Here is a 13,504-nt window from a genome sequence, read left to right as displayed (position 1 = left end):
CGTCCACGAGTCGAGCCACGGCGAGTACGTGTTCACGTACAGCAGGCCGTTCTCGGCGTCCACGCTGAGGTTCTTGTAGACTCGCCGCCCCACGGTCGCGTCTGGTAGTCGGTCAGGATGCCGTAGGACGTGCTGCCGTCGGCCGTGACGCGGTCCGCGACGAAGCTGCCCGAGTTGTGACCGGTGAAGACCAGGTCGACGTTCGGGTACGGGTCGACCAGCAGCTTGTTGATCCGCGGGTTGGAGTACGGGTCGTTCGCGTCGCGGGCGTGCATGTAGTCATGCGTCGCGAGCAGCACCGTGTGGTCCGGGTGCGCCTCGATCACGTCCTGCGCCCACTGGATCCCTGGGTCGTCGTCGGTGTTCGCCGACCAGTAGCTCAGCGAGAGGAACAGGAGCTTCGCCCCCTCGATCTCGGCCGTGTAGTAGGTGTTGTCGATGTCGAAGCTGCCTCCGAACGTGAACGGGGAACCCTCGAGACCCTCCTGCAGGCGTGAGACCGGGAAGTACTTCTCCAGCATCAGGCGGCCGTTGCGGTCCTCCGAGTAGTCGTGGTTCCCCACGAGACCATGAGGGGGATGTCCGCCTCCTCGAGGGCTCGAGCCGCGGGCTCGACACCTCGCCACTGGTGCTCGTCGTCCAGGTACTCGCGGTTGACCCAGTCACCGGCGTGGATGACCAGCTCGGTCTTGCGCTCGTCGGCGTTGTCGACGATGTGCTCGAACATCTCGTTGGCCATCCACGGCGTCGCCTCGGCGTAGAGCTGGGTGTCCGGCACGTGGCTGAAGCCCCAGTCGAAGTCGGCGCCGTCCGGGTACTGCTCGTACGTGCGCTCGCCGAACGGCTCCTCGACTTCCGAACCATAGTCACGACCTCCTCAGTCACTTCGATGCCCGTTCGGCCATCTGCATCGATAAATCGCCCGCTCAGTGCCCCGGGAATCCCCCCAAAGGATTTTGGGGCGGGCAAACTTTGCTGCCAGTGGCAAGCACGTTGCCCTTGTCTCGGAAGACGTTGCGCGTGCTCGTCCGATATGGGGGCACTCTGATCAGAGTGGCAACTCGTTCGAGGGCAGCGTGACCATTAGCATCGATCCAGGTCAGAGAGACATTGGAGACAGATGTTCGAGCCGCTGGGGTTGAGCGCAGACGCCGTCGAGGTGTACCGCGTTCTCCTCGCGCACCCCGACATGTCGCTGGACGAGCTCGCAGGTCGCCTGTCCAAAGATGACGACGAGGTCGCCCAGGTCCTCGCGATGCTGGGGGACAAGGGCTTCGTCCGACGGTCTCACTCCGACCCCACGAACCTTCGGACAGAGTCCCCGCAGGTGGCGTTCGAGCGCATCATCGGGCAGCACGAGCAGGAGCTGCACCGGCAGCAGGCGGCCTCAAGCAGCGGCTCCGTGTCGAGTTCGGTGGTGACCGGCGGGATGTCGCGGCCCGGCCAGGAGCACAGGAATCGGAGGGTGCCGGCAGGCGGAAGAGGTGAGAGCCAGAAGGTTGCGGTCACCTCCGCCTCGCTTTCGCCCGCCGAGCCGCTGGTGTACAACGGAATGACCACCGGCGTCTCTGGAGCGCTGTTGCCGACGTCAGCACCGGCAACGGCGGTCGCACCGTCAGGGTACGTAACAGTCCACTGCAGGTGGTCTTCGCTGGTGCTGTATCCGGACACCTGGTCGAAAGGTCCGGTCCGGGATGCTGTGCATGGACGATCAGGTTGATCTCAATGCCGGCAGGGAAGCAGCGCACGGTGCTGATGGCGACGACGACGTCGGAACCGCGGGCGAGCAGGACGGCCACCGGGGCCACACCGGGCAGGAAGTTCCTCAGCGAGGTGATCCAGGGCGCCGCGTCGTCGGATCCATCGTCCACCAACAGGCTCCCGTCATCATTGATAGAGCGATCAGTCGGACTCTAGCGCCCGCTCCGAGCAAGCCAGCTGCTTGAGCCACGCCTCTGACGCCACCGCGGACCGACTTTGGCCGTGCCTGTAACCGGCCACGCAGTCCATATCCGTTGGTGATGGCGGTTCCTGGAGAAGGAGATCGCTTCGGGAGCCTGAGCCTCTCCGAGTCGTGCCGCTGCGCGTCGCCCAGGCGCAGCGCCTTCGATCCGTACCCGGCGACGAGCGCGAGGGTGGAGGTGGTGTGTCCGAGGCCGAACTGGTCGTGGCCCCATCAGCCGCTTCATCAGCGCGATCCACAGCGGCTGCAGGGTCCAGTAGCAGGCGATGATGACCGCCCCGACGATGACGAGCGTGGTCTGCGGGATGTCCGTCAGGACCTCCACGAGCGAGGCGGCGATCACGATGCTCATCCAGAACATCAGGTGGCCGGTGAGGTAGACGTACCGCGCGGCGGAGAAGAGCCGGACGAGCAGGATGTGGATGGCGAAGCCACGGCGATGATCAGCGGGACGGCGGCGCCCGGCCCGGCGAGGAAGTCGTTGAGGGTGCTGGTGGCCGTCGGGGGCTCCAGCCCGACGGCGCTGGCCACGATGGCCTGGAAGGCGACGTGCGGTCAACCGCCGGCTCCGGCTGGAGCTGAAGTTCTTCGTCCGCCACGTCATGACCGACACCGTCCTGCACCCCGAGGACGTCGAGGGCTACCGCGCCGAGATCCACGACAAGGAGATCGTGCGGACCCACGACGAGGTGGTCGAGGACGAGCAGGCCGCCGAGGAGTCGGAGGAGTCCGAGCAGTCCGAGGACGAGTTCCCGGAGGAGGAGTCCTACGAGCCCGCCGAGGGCGAGTACGAGGAGGAGCCTGCCGCGGAGGAGGAGTACGAGGAGGAGCCTGCCCCCGAGGAGGAGTACGAGGAGGTCCCGGAGGAGGGCGCCGAGGAGGAGTACGAGGAGGCCCCCGCAGAGGGCGCCGAGGACGAGTACGAGGAGGCCCCCGCAGAGGGCGCCGAGGACGAGTACGCCGAGGAAAGTAGGTAGGAGGCACGATGAGTGCAGTTACCACGAGGTCCCGGGGCGGGTACGTCGACCGTCCGTCGTCCGCATCGCTGGCGGACGTCGTCAACATCATTCTCGACAAGGGTCTGGTCATCGACGCTACGTGCGGGTGTCGCTGGTCGGGATCGAGCTGATCACCATCGACGCCCGGATCGTCATCGCACCGGCCGAGGTAGCCGCCCGTGAGGAGTGCACATGTTTGAACGATTTACCGACCGTGCCCGTCGTGTGGTCGTCCTCGCCCAGGAAGAGGCGCGGATGCTCAACCACAACTACATCGGCACCGAGCACATCCTCGCTCGGCCTCATCCGCGAGGGCGAGGGTGTCGCCGCCCAGGTGCTCACCAAGCTCGGCGCGGACCTCAACCGTGTCCGCCAGCAGGTCATCCAGCTGCTCTCGGGCTACCACGTTCAGCACCTGCCCGGAGTGCGACGGCACGCGGCTCGGCCCGGAAGCGCGCTCGTCGAGAATCAGGGGCAAGAACATCGCCGACCTGTGCGCGATGCAGATCAGCGACCTCGCCGAGTGGGTCCGGGACCTCGACGAGCCGTCTGTCGCGCCGCTGCTCAAGGGGCTGCGTCACCTGCTCGACTCGTTCACCGAGATCGGCCTCGGCTACCTGTCCCTCGAACGCCCGGCGGGGACGCTGTCCGGGGGAGAGGCGCAGCGCACCAAGATGATCCGGCACCTCGGATCCTCGCTGACGGACGTCACGTACGTCTTCGACGAGCCCTCGATCGGCCTGCACCCGCACGACATCGCCCGGATGAACCGGCTCCTGCTCCAGCTGCGCGACAAGGGCAACACCGTTCTCGTGGTGGAGCACAAGCCGGAGACGATCACGATCGCCGACCACGTCGTCGACCTCGGACCGCGCCGGGGGCGCCGGGGGAGAGGTGGTCTTCGAGGGCACCGTGGAGGATCTGCGCGCCAGCGGGACGCTGACCGGCCGCCACCTCGACGACCGTGCGCACCTGAAGGAGAAGGTCCGGGCACGGAGAGACACGCTGGAGATCCGCGGCGCGAAGGCCCACAACCTCAAGGACGTCGACGTCGACATCCCGCTCGGCGTCCTGTGCGTGATCACGGGCGTCGCGGGATCGGGCAAGAGCTCGCTGATCGACGGCTCGGTCGCCCGCCGACGCGGACAGCGTCGAGGTCCGCACCCTGGACTCCATCGCCGCCGAGATCTTGGACGAGGAGGGGGTCGACGGCTGGGAGAGCATGTCGTTCGACGCACGCATCCGACGGGCGCTCTCGGAACTGAGAGATGGCTCCGAACCGCGCATCCTAGATGTCGCCCATCTGATCGTCGACGAGGTGCAGGACATCGTTGGCGAGCGGGCCGATCTTGTGATCGAGGCCCTGAGGAAGCTCGACGACGCCGGCTTCACACTGCTCGGCGATCCCATGCAGGCGATCTATGACTTCCAGCTCGGGGCCAAAGGGGGGCACGGGCTGGAAGGGGCTGATGGCCGCGGCCACGAACGACCTCGGCGGCCGGCAGACACAGCTGAACGGTGACTACCGGTCCAAGGACGATCAGATCCGCAACGCGGTGCAGGCGCGCAGGAAGCTGTCGTCGGTGGACGCGGTACCGCGGCAGGCGCTTGCGCTGGCGCACGTCCTCAACGAGTTCCCGAGCGCCGGGTCTGTCGAGGCATTCGCCCGGTACGTGCCGCGCTACCCGGCGTCCGGGCCGACCCAGCCGGCCGTGAGCCAGTCGGTGTCGGCGTCGATCTGCAGGCGCGAGATGTTGCGCACGCCCATCACGTAGATCTCCGGGCGCGTCTCGCCGGGGTCCTCGGACTCCGGGAAGAGGTTGCCCTCGGGGACCGTGTACGTGCCGTCGTCCTCCGGGTGGATCCGCAGGATCTTGCCGTTGAGGTCGTTCGTGTTGCCGGAGGTCCGGCGGGCGTCCTGGAACGAGATGCCCGCGTACTCCTGCGTCCAGTTGTTCCCGGAGTAGCCTGGGAGCCGCCGGAGGAGTTGCTGTCGCCGGAGCCGATGTAGAGGTTGCCCTCGTCGTCGAACGCCATGCCGCCGCCGGCGTGGCAGCAGCTGTGGACCTGGGTCTCCCACTGGAGCAGGTCCACGCGGGTGGACTGGTCGATGCTCGGCCCGCGGGGTCGTAGGTGAAGCGCGAGACGGTGCGCTGACCGACGCGCTTGTCGCGGTCGACCGACTCGTGCGGCATCCAGTAGACGTAGATCCAGTTGTTCTCGGCGAAGTCCGGGTCGGGCACGATGCCGAGCAGGCCCTCCTCGTTCTTCACCAGCTCGCTGCCGCTGCCGCGGTTGCCCATGACGTCCAGCGTCGTCAGGAGGGTCACCTCGCGAGAAGACTCGGGATCTCAAGATCCCTCACAGTCATGTACGCGGGCAACTTCGGAGAGTTCCAAGCGCTCGACACGCTCATCGACGCCGCGACGATTCTTCGAGACCGGTCAGACATCGGCTTTGCGCTGATCGGTGGCGGCGTCGAAGAGGCCCGACTTCGGAAAGTGGTCGAAGACCGCGGCCTTGAACGTCGTCTTCGTCGGGCAGCAGCCGTTCGATCGAATGGCCGCAGTACTCGCCCTTGGCGACATCCAGCTCGTCAGCCTGCAAGACCTTCCCCTGTTCCGAACGACGTTGCCAAGCAAACTGCAGGCCACCTTGGCCGCGGGCAGGCCGGTCCTCGGAGCGGTGACCGGAGACGCCGCGGAGGTCATCCGCGGTTCAGCTGCTGGTGTCGTCGTCACGCCGGGGTCCGCCGTAGAGATGGCTGAGGCGATTGTGAACCTCAGCAACCTCGCGCCCATCGAGCGGCAGTCGCTCGGTGCTGCCGGCAGGGCACACTACCTCGAGCGATACAGCGAGGAAGTTGCTGCCGATCCGTCGGCGTGGTCAGCCCTTCCCACGGATGAATCACGACCGATGGAGGTACCTGCGCTGTCGTTGCTAGGTATGCCACGGCTTCCGCGACGTTCGCGATGTGCGCCTGGGGGCTCGGAGCGGATCCAGCGCGCGACCGTGCCCACGGGCGACGCTGCGATCCGAGCTGTCAGCTTCGTGACCCTGCGGTCGGGTCCGTGAACGCTCGGCGGGCGGTAGACAACGGTGGCTCCGTCGCCGAAACGCACCGCGAGTTCCTCGCCAAGCGCCTTGGAGCGCGCGTAGTCAGAGAACGTGTCATATCGGTCAGTCTCGTCGAGGACAGGGCGCCTTCCCTGAACGACAGCACTGCTGATATGCACGAACCTGGCTACGCCAGCGGACACCACGGCAGACGCAACCAAGCCCGGAAGAGCAGCGTTGGCGGCGACGAGGGCCGGAAGGTCGCGGGACGATGCGTCCGGATTGCCAGCCGCATTCACGACGGCACGAGCGCCGCGGAACAGCTCCGCAAGCCTCTCGACCACCTGCGACTCAGACACCACGCAGTCCGCTGCAGCGCGAGCGTGTACCAGGCAATCGAGGCGCACTGACCGATCTGGACGCCGCTGCAGCCCTCGACCAAGCCCAGCGTGCAGGACTTCGGCATGAGCACCCCGCTCGGGCGGCCCGGGCAGCCGGTCGAGGTGGCGACGGCGTTCGTGTACCTGGCGAGCGACGAGGCCAGCTACGTCTCCGGCACCGTCCTCGGCGTGACCGGGGGCAAGCCTGTCTTCTAGGTTGTGGCTTCCCTCACGAACGACGCCGGAGCGGCCCTCGGTGGTCGAGGAGGCCTCCTCCACCGTGCTATCTTTTTCCGTTGCCCAGCCGGGTGGACGCGCCGGAAGGCCGAGTTCACGAGGCGAAGCACCACCTGTCCGGGTGGCGGAATAGGCAGACGCGCTAGCTTGAGGTGCTAGTGCCCTTTATCGGGCGTGGGGGTTCAAGTCCCCCTCCGGACACTCGTCGAGACAGCGACGGCGAAGCCCCCGGTCCGCGAAATCGCGGCCGGGGGCTTCGCCGTTGTCCAGGTACGCGCCCGCCTAGGTAGCCCCTTCCTTGCCAGGAGCAGCCGGTACCGGCAGGCCCGCCGCCACCTGGTCGAACGCATCCTCGATCTTCTCGATCAGCCGGACGTCTTGTCGAGCGACGGCGCGGGAGGCGGGGTCGACGACCTTGCCGAAGATCGTGTGCTTGCCCTGCAGCCAGGTGGTGGCCGCGGTCGTGATGAAGAACTGTGAGCCGTTGGTGCCGCGGCCCATGCGCTTGCCGGCGTTGGCCATGGCCAGGACGTAGGGCTCGGTGAAGTTGAGCTCGGGGTGGATCTCGTCGTCGAACTGGTAGCCGGGGCCACCGGTGCCGTTACCGAGGGGGTCCCCGCCCTGGATCATGGAAGTTGGGGATGACGCGGTGGAAGATCACCGTCGTAGAGCGGACGGTTGGTCTGCTCGCCGGTCGCGGGGTCCGTCCAGGCCCGCTTCCCGGTGGCGAGCTCGGTGAAGTTCGCGACCGTCTTCGGTGCGTGGTTGGGGTAGAGCTCGACGGTGATGTCGCCTGCGGAGGTGTGCAGAGTGGCTTCCATGCCCCGATCCTCGCACGCCCGGACACGCTGCGGCACGGCGGGGTCACGGTCTCCGCCGTCGCCGGGGACCTCCGTCCCGGCACCCGGCGCCGGCAAGTCCACGCTCGTGCGCATCCTCGCCGGTGCGACACCGCGAAGAGGGCCAGATCCTCGAGGGCAAGCCCCTGACGCTCGCTAATCCCACCGCGCCCGCCGTCTCGGCATCGAAACGGTCTTCCAGGACCTTGCACTGGCAAACCACCTCGACCCCATCCAAAACATGTACCTGGGCCGCGAGATCATGAAGCCCGGCCTCCTCGGGCGACTTGGCTTTATGCAACGGTCAGAGATGCGTTCCCAGCGCCGAGGCTTTTTCCAGCCTCGGTGCCACTGTCCGCAACTTCAGCGGCCCCGTAGGAGGAATGTCAGGCGGCCAGCGCCAGGCGATCGCCGTCGCCCGGGCCGCTGCTTGGGCGAGCAAGGTCATCTTCCTTGACGAACCCACCGCCGCGCTCGGCGTCGTGCAGACGAAGGGCGTTCTCGATCTCGTCCGACGCATCCGTGACACCGGGATCGGCGTGGTGCTCATCAGCCATTCGATGCCTCACGTGCTTGAGGTCTCCGACCGGGTACACGTGCTGCGACAAGGGAAGTGGCCCCAGCCTGCCCGAGGGTCAGCGCTGGTCGCCGGGGATGAGGAGCTGCCAGCACCCAGGTGGCGATCGCGATGATCAGCCCGCCGACGAGGCGTTCCAGAATCCGTCGACCTGCAGGCCGAACTCGGTGAACGAGGTGATCCAGCCGGTCAGCATCAGCATCAGGGCGTTGACGACCAGGAAGAAGAGTCCGAGCGTGAGGATGTAGAACGGCAGCGAGAGCAGGGCGACCACCGGCCGGACGAACATGTTCACCAGCGTGAAGACCGCGGCGACGACGGCGAGCTCGAGCAACGTCGACCCGGTGCTCGAGGTGGGGCGAGGGAGATGCCGTCGAGCAGCCAGGCGCAGAACCAGATGGCGGCGGCGTTGACGAGAAGCTGCACGACGAACCTCATGGAGCCGATCCTGCCACCGGGCGTCCGGGAAGGGACGGACTTCGCCCGAGTACCATCGGCGCCCGTGTCCTCAGCCTTGGCCGGGCTCCTCACCGGCCTGTCGCTCATCGTCGCGATCGGTGCGCAGAACGCCTTCGTCCTCCGCCAGGGGCTCGCGCGCCGCCACGTCGGCGTGGTCGTGGTGATCTGCGCCGTCTCCGACGCTCTGCTGATCCTGGCCGGGGTCTCGGGCGTGGGGGCCACAAGAAGTTGTCGAGGTCCAGTCGGCAGGCCGCCCGGCCCGTAGATGTAGCTTCTCCAACAGCCGGATGGAGGCGCCTGGCGTAAGTCGCCGAGCGGCCGCTGCGAGGCTCGAACTCTGAGGCGCGGCATCAGCAACTCGGGCGGGCGCTGGCAAACCTCGCTTGAGATTCGCCAGGGCTCGGGTGCGAACGGCGTTCGGTCCGGCGAGCAAGGCCCAAGTCGCCATCCCCCAGCGCAAGTCCGAAGGCAGCCATCCCGAGAACGGTCACAGGCATGGTGTTCTCCTCAGAACTTGATGTTGACGGTCTTTCGCAGCCAGATCCCGCCCACGAGGAGCAGCACGATTGCGACGATGATCAGGCCGTAGCCAAGAATGCTCTCGGTGAATCTGCCGATGTACTCCGGGTTGGCGACAGTGAGAAAGCCGACGATCCCCACGGGCAACAGCATCAGAACAATGGCCGAGAGCTTCCCTTCGGCCGCCAGCGTCTTGACCTGCCGGCGAATCTCGTTGCGCTCTCGGATCGTGTGCCCGACGCCGTCAAGCACCTCCGCGAGGTTGCCGCCGACTTCGCGGTTGATGGCGATGGCCTGTGTGACCCACAGACGCAGCTGCCGTACAGCAGGCGCGGACGCGCTGGGTCACGGGCATCCTCCCCGAGGTTCCCGGCCCGTCCTTCACCGCTGGAGTGTCGCACGCGGGGCGGCTCTATTTTGGCTTTTCAGCTGGCCGGAACTGCCGTTCCGAAAACCCTCATACCGGAATTGCCGCCCCGCTAATGTCCGAGACCAACCCCCGTCCGCCGCGTCGATCCGGCGCACCCCCCTGGCGGAGCAGTCGGGCTGGCTCGACCCGGTTGGAGCAGGCCATGCCGCACAAGGTGATGACCGTCTACGGCACGCGTCCCGAGGCCATCAAGGTGGCCCCGGTCGTCCGTGCGCTCGAGTCCCCCGGTGCTGACCACCGTCACCGTCTCCACCGGTCAGCACCGCGAGATGCTCGGCCAGGTCCAGCACGTCTTCGGCATCGTGCCCGACCACGATCTCGACGTCTTCGCGGCCGGACAGACGCTCAACGCCCTGATGTCGAAGATCTTCACCAGGCTCGACCCCGTGGTCGCTGCCGAGCGTCCTGACGCCGTACTCGTGCAGGGCGACACGTCCACGGCGGCGGCGGCCGCCATCGTCGCGTTCAACCGCCAGGTGCCCGTGGTCCACCTGGAGGCCGGGTTGCGAACGGGTGACATCGGCTCACCCTTCCCGAGGAGGGCAGATCGGCAATGCAGTACGGGTTGACGTCGCACGTGCAGTTGGCGAAGTCCTCCTGCGCTCGCTTCGGAACGGCGTTCCAGAGGAACCGCCCACCACTCCTCCCTGGCCGACCGAACTGGTCAAGCGCGTGCGATACACAGCGAGTGAGCATCGAGTTAACGGCGAACTCCGCATCCGTGTTCGGGCTGCACGGAAGGAATCGCCCGTGCGCGCCAGTTAGGACAGTCGAGGTGTCGACGGCACACTGCGAATGTGCGTTCATCAAATCTGGTTCAGCCACCGCATTGGAGCAAGTCTGACCTGAAGGCGGCACGTGACAGGTCGGAACGAGGCTTCAGTGACCATCGCCGCGAAGAAGGACCACGGTCTTTCGCGCGCATGTATAGGCGGCTTCGCCCACGGGTCGAGGCGGTTTCGACGCGACCGACAACCTCCGCGATCTAACCGCAGAACTCTTCCTCTCTGATCCCGGCGCCTGGCAGGCGTGCCGTTATGTGTGCGGCCCGCCAATCAGCAGGAAGACCTCTGGACCCTCGTGGAGGGGCCGAAGTTCAAGCAGGTGCCAGCGAAGTTCGCGGAAGCGACTGCCGATGCCATCCGCGTGGTGATCGACCCCGTACGGTTTCCGTGGGTAGAGGCTGGTGGTGCGCCCACCACAGCGGAGCGAGATGCCGCCATCCTCTCGACTTCCCTTCTCTGGGCGGCGCAACAGCTCGCAACAGAGCGGCGCGGCGAGGCATCGACACGACAGGATCGCCCACCGGGTGACCGTCTTCGGGTCGACCCGGAACTTGGCCGCCACCTCCGACGGCGTCAACAGCTGTTCAGCGGCCCTCTCTGTCATCGCCATGAGTCCTCCTCGAGATGCGGCACAACCCGCGCTACGCGTCCTGCGACGTCCTTGTTGCAAGACAACCACCGGGAAGGCCGCGGAACCCGGGCCGATGGTCCCGACAATCTGGACGTATGCGGCTTAAGGCGCCGACCGGGGGAGACGCTTGACACAGCGTCGTACGTGGTACGGAATGGCTGTGAAGGCTCCCGACCATGTACCGTGGGCGCACGAACAGATGACCACACACACGGGGCCGCACCGCACGGTGCCTGCCCCGGTTCTATTGGAGGGGGTCGACGCCATGGGGCGCGGCCGTCAAAAGGCCAAGCAGACGAAGGTCGCTCGAAAGCTGAAGTACTTCAGCCCCGAGACCGACTACCGGGCTCTCGAGCGAGAGCTCACGTCGCGTACTGACGACGTAGACGGAGACGACTACGACGACCAGATCCCCCCTGCCACGGATGACTGGGACGACATTCGTTCGACCCGCTGATCCGTCGCGCCGGCCACGGTGGCTGGTGGGATGTGCATGTCATTTCCGCTGATGGGTGCGATCTTCCGCCGTGCCGTCATGCCCTGACGCAGGCGGAGCGCTGCCGGCACACCCGGGCGCCGCCCAGTCGGCTCTTACAACGTTCACAACAAGACGTTCCCCTTTGAACTCGAGATCCGGGTTCCCGACCCCGCGAACGGCCAGGACTTGACGGCCGAAGTAGTCCGTGCGCTTCTCGCTCGGTACCCTGCTTTGCGCGACCTCGAAGTTGCCCTTGACGACGAAGGCAATGTTCGCTGGAGCCACAATGAGGGTCGTTGTCTGGTGCTCGTCGCCAGCCCTGATCAACTAAAGAGCCGTGATGTACCCGGCATCGCGGAACTTCAAGGCGCTGACTACTACAGGCGGACGGCTATTCTCCTGCCTAGTGCCGGGGAGAGCGCACGAGCACTCCGGCCCCTGTCGTGGTGGACCGTGCTTTATGCCCTATCGATGCTCGCGAGGTACGCCCCCCAGCAGGTGGACGGAAACGCTCACCCTCGCCGACAGCCAGATCGCGTCGAGGATCGAGTTCCTGCTCGACTCGGCGATTGACGCCGTGCCGGAATTGCTATGGGGCGAGTTGTACCGCCTGAGCGAGGATGACGGCTAACAGGAGAGCGTCGGATGCTGGTCCGACTGGGAAAGCGTGGTTGCCTCCCGGGTAAGCCCAGGCATCGACGGATGACTGAAGATCGGACACCTGCAGCTCATCGCGATGAAGCGATCCCAAGTTGTATCATCCAGCCGTCAGCGCTTGCGGTCCCGGTCGCTCATGGGTGAGTCGCAGGCGCTTCCCCTTGCGGACGTATATCAACGGGCGACCGAGATCAGGAGCGCACTGGTCGCCCTCGTAGAGAGCAACGGCGATCTGATCGCTCACGATAATGTGCCATCGCTGGACATGGGTGCCAACGAAATCCGCATAGTCTTCGTGGGCCAGCACAGTTCCGGCAAGTCGTCACTTATCAACTGCTTGACTGGTCTCAACATTCCGACCGGGGTTGCCGAGACGACCGTTGCGACGTCCAGTTATCCCTGGCACGGTCATTACATCGTCGACACCCCGGCGCGCGCGCCGGGACCGACATGGAGCGCGACAGAGCGGCCGAGGAAGCTGTCAGAAGTGCCGACGTCGTGGTCTTCACGCTGACCGTCGAGGGATTCGACGATGTGACGGCTGACCTCTTCGACACCGTACGGGACCTCGCACCCTACGGGTCCGTGGTGATCGCCGTGAACAAGTCCGGGAGCGAACTGGCAGAGAACCGCCCGGGCGTGCTCACCAACCTTCGGCGGGTGGTGCCGGACATCGCAGACTTCCCGCTCGTGTGGACCGATGCGCACCAGTGGGCAGAGGCAGCCGCCACGAATAAGCAATGGCTGCGCGACCAGTCCAACGTCGGACGTTTGGCAGCCCTTCTGACGGATCTGGCGGTGCAGAACGAGGCGGCACTCCACATGCGTCGCCGCCTCCAGCCCCTGTTACGTCCTGGAGCGCCTTCACGCCCGGGAACGTCTTGGTGATGGAGCGCATCTCGAGGATGTGTTCGCTCACGTGTCCTCCTCCTTAAGGACTCAGGCGGTGCGGGCGCGGGCGACGCCGCCCGCACCGGCCGGATCAGTCGGACTCAGGACTGGCCGCTCTCGACCTGCTCGGTGGTGTAGTAACCGGAGTCGACGAGCAGCGGCTGGATGTTGTCGGCGTAGACGATGTCCGACTCAAGCAGGTAGGACGGGACGACCTTGACGCCGTTGTCGTACGTCTCGGTGTCGTTGGCCTCCGGCTCCTCCGGCGAGGTAGGCCTCGGCGGTGACGACGGCCTGGTCGGCAAGCTTGCGCGTGTCCTTGAAGATCGTCGAGTACTGGACGCCGTCGGCGATGAGCTTGACCGAGGCGATCTCGGCGTCCTGGCCCGAGATGATCGGCATGCCCGCGTCGATGCCGGGGCCGTAGCCGGCGTTCTGCAGGGCGGTGATGACGCCGCGGGAGATCCCGTCGAACGGCGAGAGGACGCCGTCGACCTTGCTGCCGTCGCTGTAGGCGGCGGTGAGGAGGTCCTCCATGCGCTTCTGCGCCGTCTCCTGGCTCCAGCGCAGCGTGGCCGCCTGCTCGATGTCGGTCTGGCCGGC

Annotated in this window: 18 protein-coding genes, 1 tRNA gene and 8 pseudogenes; 14 read left to right on the top strand and 13 right to left on the bottom strand. The window is 66.3% G+C overall.

What is annotated here, in order from left to right:
• Positions 1–32: 32 nt before the first annotated feature.
• A complete protein-coding gene (locus DA06_RS24235; RefSeq protein WP_043506989.1) occupies positions 33–563 on the bottom strand; it encodes a metallophosphoesterase in 531 nt (176 codons plus the stop codon).
• A complete protein-coding gene (locus DA06_RS24230; protein ID WP_418606285.1) occupies positions 521–778 on the bottom strand; it encodes a hypothetical protein in 258 nt (85 codons plus the stop codon). The genes DA06_RS24235 and DA06_RS24230 overlap by 43 nt, the downstream gene beginning before the upstream one ends.
• 342 nt (positions 779–1,120) lie before the next feature.
• Here DA06_RS24230 and DA06_RS24225 point away from each other — a divergent pair, with 342 nt between their 5' ends.
• On the top strand, positions 1,121–1,720 hold the full coding sequence (locus tag DA06_RS24225) for a helix-turn-helix domain-containing protein (protein WP_418606284.1): 600 nt from the start codon (positions 1,121–1,123) through the stop codon (positions 1,718–1,720).
• A 193-nt stretch (positions 1,721–1,913) separates the two neighbouring features.
• Here DA06_RS24225 and DA06_RS24220 read toward each other — a convergent pair whose 3' ends face one another.
• Together DA06_RS24220 and DA06_RS24215 are read right to left on the bottom strand one after the other, a co-directional pair.
• Positions 1,914–2,378 (bottom strand): PTS transporter subunit IIC, encoded by a 465-nt coding sequence (locus DA06_RS24220; protein ID WP_418608198.1) that lies wholly within the window; start codon positions 2,376–2,378, stop codon positions 1,914–1,916.
• Complete coding sequence (locus tag DA06_RS24215; protein ID WP_418608411.1) at positions 2,324–2,494, bottom strand: hypothetical protein; 171 nt, start codon at positions 2,492–2,494, stop codon at positions 2,324–2,326. Before DA06_RS24215 ends, DA06_RS24220 begins: the two co-directional genes overlap by 55 nt.
• A gap of 71 nt (positions 2,495–2,565) precedes the next feature.
• On the opposite strand from DA06_RS24215, the gene DA06_RS24210 reads away from it, so the two are divergent.
• The 4 genes and pseudogenes from DA06_RS24210 to DA06_RS24195 all read left to right on the top strand — a co-directional run.
• On the top strand, positions 2,566–2,940 hold the full coding sequence (locus DA06_RS24210; protein WP_418606283.1) for a hypothetical protein: 375 nt from the start codon (positions 2,566–2,568) through the stop codon (positions 2,938–2,940).
• A gap of 8 nt (positions 2,941–2,948) precedes the next feature.
• Complete coding sequence (locus DA06_RS24205) at positions 2,949–3,092, top strand: hypothetical protein (protein WP_418608409.1); 144 nt, start codon at positions 2,949–2,951, stop codon at positions 3,090–3,092.
• 61 nt (positions 3,093–3,153) lie between these two features.
• Positions 3,154–3,368 (top strand): annotated as a pseudogene (locus tag DA06_RS24200) (Clp protease N-terminal domain-containing protein); the annotation flags it as partial.
• Positions 3,357–4,107: pseudogene (locus DA06_RS24195) on the top strand (excinuclease ABC subunit UvrA); the annotation flags it as partial. The pseudogenes DA06_RS24200 and DA06_RS24195, both read left to right, overlap by 12 nt.
• Positions 4,108–4,249: 142 nt before the next feature.
• Here the strand turns inward: DA06_RS24195 and DA06_RS24190 are convergent.
• Both DA06_RS24190 and DA06_RS24185 read right to left on the bottom strand, forming a co-directional pair.
• Positions 4,250–4,444, bottom strand: a complete 195-nt coding sequence (locus DA06_RS24190; protein WP_418608407.1) for a hypothetical protein — start codon at positions 4,442–4,444, stop codon at positions 4,250–4,252.
• Between the two features lie 198 nt (positions 4,445–4,642).
• Positions 4,643–5,041: a PQQ-dependent sugar dehydrogenase gene (locus DA06_RS24185; protein ID WP_418606282.1), complete on the bottom strand. Its 399-nt coding sequence runs from the start codon at positions 5,039–5,041 to the stop codon at positions 4,643–4,645.
• A gap of 389 nt (positions 5,042–5,430) precedes the next feature.
• On the opposite strand from DA06_RS24185, the gene DA06_RS24180 reads away from it, so the two are divergent.
• Positions 5,431–6,036: a glycosyltransferase gene (locus DA06_RS24180; protein WP_418606281.1), complete on the top strand. Its 606-nt coding sequence runs from the start codon at positions 5,431–5,433 to the stop codon at positions 6,034–6,036.
• Between the two features lie 14 nt (positions 6,037–6,050).
• Here DA06_RS24180 and DA06_RS24175 read toward each other — a convergent pair.
• Positions 6,051–6,362, bottom strand: a pseudogene (locus DA06_RS24175) (NAD-dependent epimerase/dehydratase family protein); the annotation flags it as partial.
• A gap of 66 nt (positions 6,363–6,428) precedes the next feature.
• Between DA06_RS24175 and DA06_RS24170 the strand changes: the two are divergent.
• Together DA06_RS24170 and DA06_RS24165 are read left to right on the top strand one after the other, a co-directional pair.
• A pseudogene (locus DA06_RS24170) lies at positions 6,429–6,614 on the top strand (SDR family oxidoreductase); the annotation flags it as partial.
• Positions 6,615–6,750: 136 nt separating this feature from the next.
• Positions 6,751–6,836: transfer RNA gene (locus tag DA06_RS24165), tRNA-Leu, on the top strand.
• An 81-nt stretch (positions 6,837–6,917) separates the two neighbouring features.
• Here DA06_RS24165 and DA06_RS24160 read toward each other — a convergent pair.
• Positions 6,918–7,456: pseudogene (locus tag DA06_RS24160) on the bottom strand (peptidylprolyl isomerase).
• A 401-nt stretch (positions 7,457–7,857) separates the two neighbouring features.
• Here DA06_RS24160 and DA06_RS24155 point away from each other — a divergent pair.
• Positions 7,858–8,166 carry an ATP-binding cassette domain-containing protein gene (locus DA06_RS24155; protein WP_418606279.1) on the top strand — a complete coding sequence of 103 codons (309 nt, stop codon included), beginning with the start codon at positions 7,858–7,860 and terminating at the stop codon, positions 8,164–8,166.
• On the opposite strand, the gene DA06_RS24150 is transcribed toward DA06_RS24155, so the two are convergent.
• The gene (locus DA06_RS24150) at positions 8,167–8,385 is read right to left on the bottom strand and encodes a phage holin family protein (protein WP_418606278.1); all 219 of its coding nucleotides are present in this window, start codon (positions 8,383–8,385) and stop codon (positions 8,167–8,169) included.
• On the bottom strand, positions 8,343–8,489 hold the full coding sequence (locus tag DA06_RS24145) for a hypothetical protein (RefSeq protein WP_418606276.1): 147 nt from the start codon (positions 8,487–8,489) through the stop codon (positions 8,343–8,345). Before DA06_RS24145 ends, DA06_RS24150 begins: the two co-directional genes overlap by 43 nt.
• A 64-nt stretch (positions 8,490–8,553) precedes the next feature.
• Here DA06_RS24145 and DA06_RS24140 point away from each other — a divergent pair.
• A pseudogene (locus DA06_RS24140) lies at positions 8,554–8,730 on the top strand (LysE family transporter); the annotation flags it as partial.
• Between the two features lie 287 nt (positions 8,731–9,017).
• On the opposite strand, the gene DA06_RS24135 reads toward DA06_RS24140, so the two are convergent.
• On the bottom strand, positions 9,018–9,281 hold the full coding sequence (locus DA06_RS24135) for a type II secretion system F family protein (RefSeq protein ID WP_418606275.1): 264 nt from the start codon (positions 9,279–9,281) through the stop codon (positions 9,018–9,020).
• 387 nt (positions 9,282–9,668) lie between these two features.
• On the opposite strand from DA06_RS24135, the gene DA06_RS24130 reads away from it, so the two are divergent.
• Positions 9,669–10,028 (top strand): UDP-N-acetylglucosamine 2-epimerase, encoded by a 360-nt coding sequence (locus tag DA06_RS24130; RefSeq protein ID WP_418606273.1) that lies wholly within the window; start codon positions 9,669–9,671, stop codon positions 10,026–10,028.
• Positions 10,029–10,758: 730 nt separating this feature from the next.
• Here DA06_RS24130 and DA06_RS24125 read toward each other — a convergent pair.
• A pseudogene (locus DA06_RS24125) lies at positions 10,759–10,848 on the bottom strand (MerR family DNA-binding transcriptional regulator); the annotation flags it as partial.
• A gap of 226 nt (positions 10,849–11,074) precedes the next feature.
• Between DA06_RS24125 and DA06_RS24120 the strand changes: the two are divergent.
• The 3 genes from DA06_RS24120 to DA06_RS24110 all read left to right on the top strand — a co-directional run bounded on the left by DA06_RS24120 (position 11,075) and on the right by DA06_RS24110 (position 12,898).
• A complete protein-coding gene (locus DA06_RS24120; RefSeq protein WP_418606272.1) occupies positions 11,075–11,332 on the top strand; it encodes a DUF3073 domain-containing protein in 258 nt (85 codons plus the stop codon).
• Positions 11,333–12,146: 814 nt separating this feature from the next.
• The gene (locus DA06_RS24115; protein WP_418606271.1) at positions 12,147–12,524 is read left to right on the top strand and encodes a GTPase; all 378 of its coding nucleotides are present in this window, start codon (positions 12,147–12,149) and stop codon (positions 12,522–12,524) included.
• Complete coding sequence (locus DA06_RS24110; protein WP_418608405.1) at positions 12,509–12,898, top strand: hypothetical protein; 390 nt, start codon at positions 12,509–12,511, stop codon at positions 12,896–12,898. Before DA06_RS24115 ends, DA06_RS24110 begins: the two co-directional genes overlap by 16 nt.
• 104 nt (positions 12,899–13,002) lie before the next feature.
• Here the strand turns inward: DA06_RS24110 and DA06_RS24105 are convergent.
• Positions 13,003–13,504 (bottom strand): annotated as a pseudogene (locus DA06_RS24105) (substrate-binding domain-containing protein); the annotation flags it as partial.

Origin of the sequence: Georgenia sp. SUBG003 (assembly GCF_000715355.2) — a bacterium.
In the GTDB taxonomy this organism is placed as follows: Bacteria; Actinomycetota; Actinomycetes; order Actinomycetales; family Actinomycetaceae; genus Georgenia.
The sequence above is the reverse complement of the archived record's forward strand: the minus strand, read 5'-3'. Positions and strand labels throughout refer to the sequence as shown.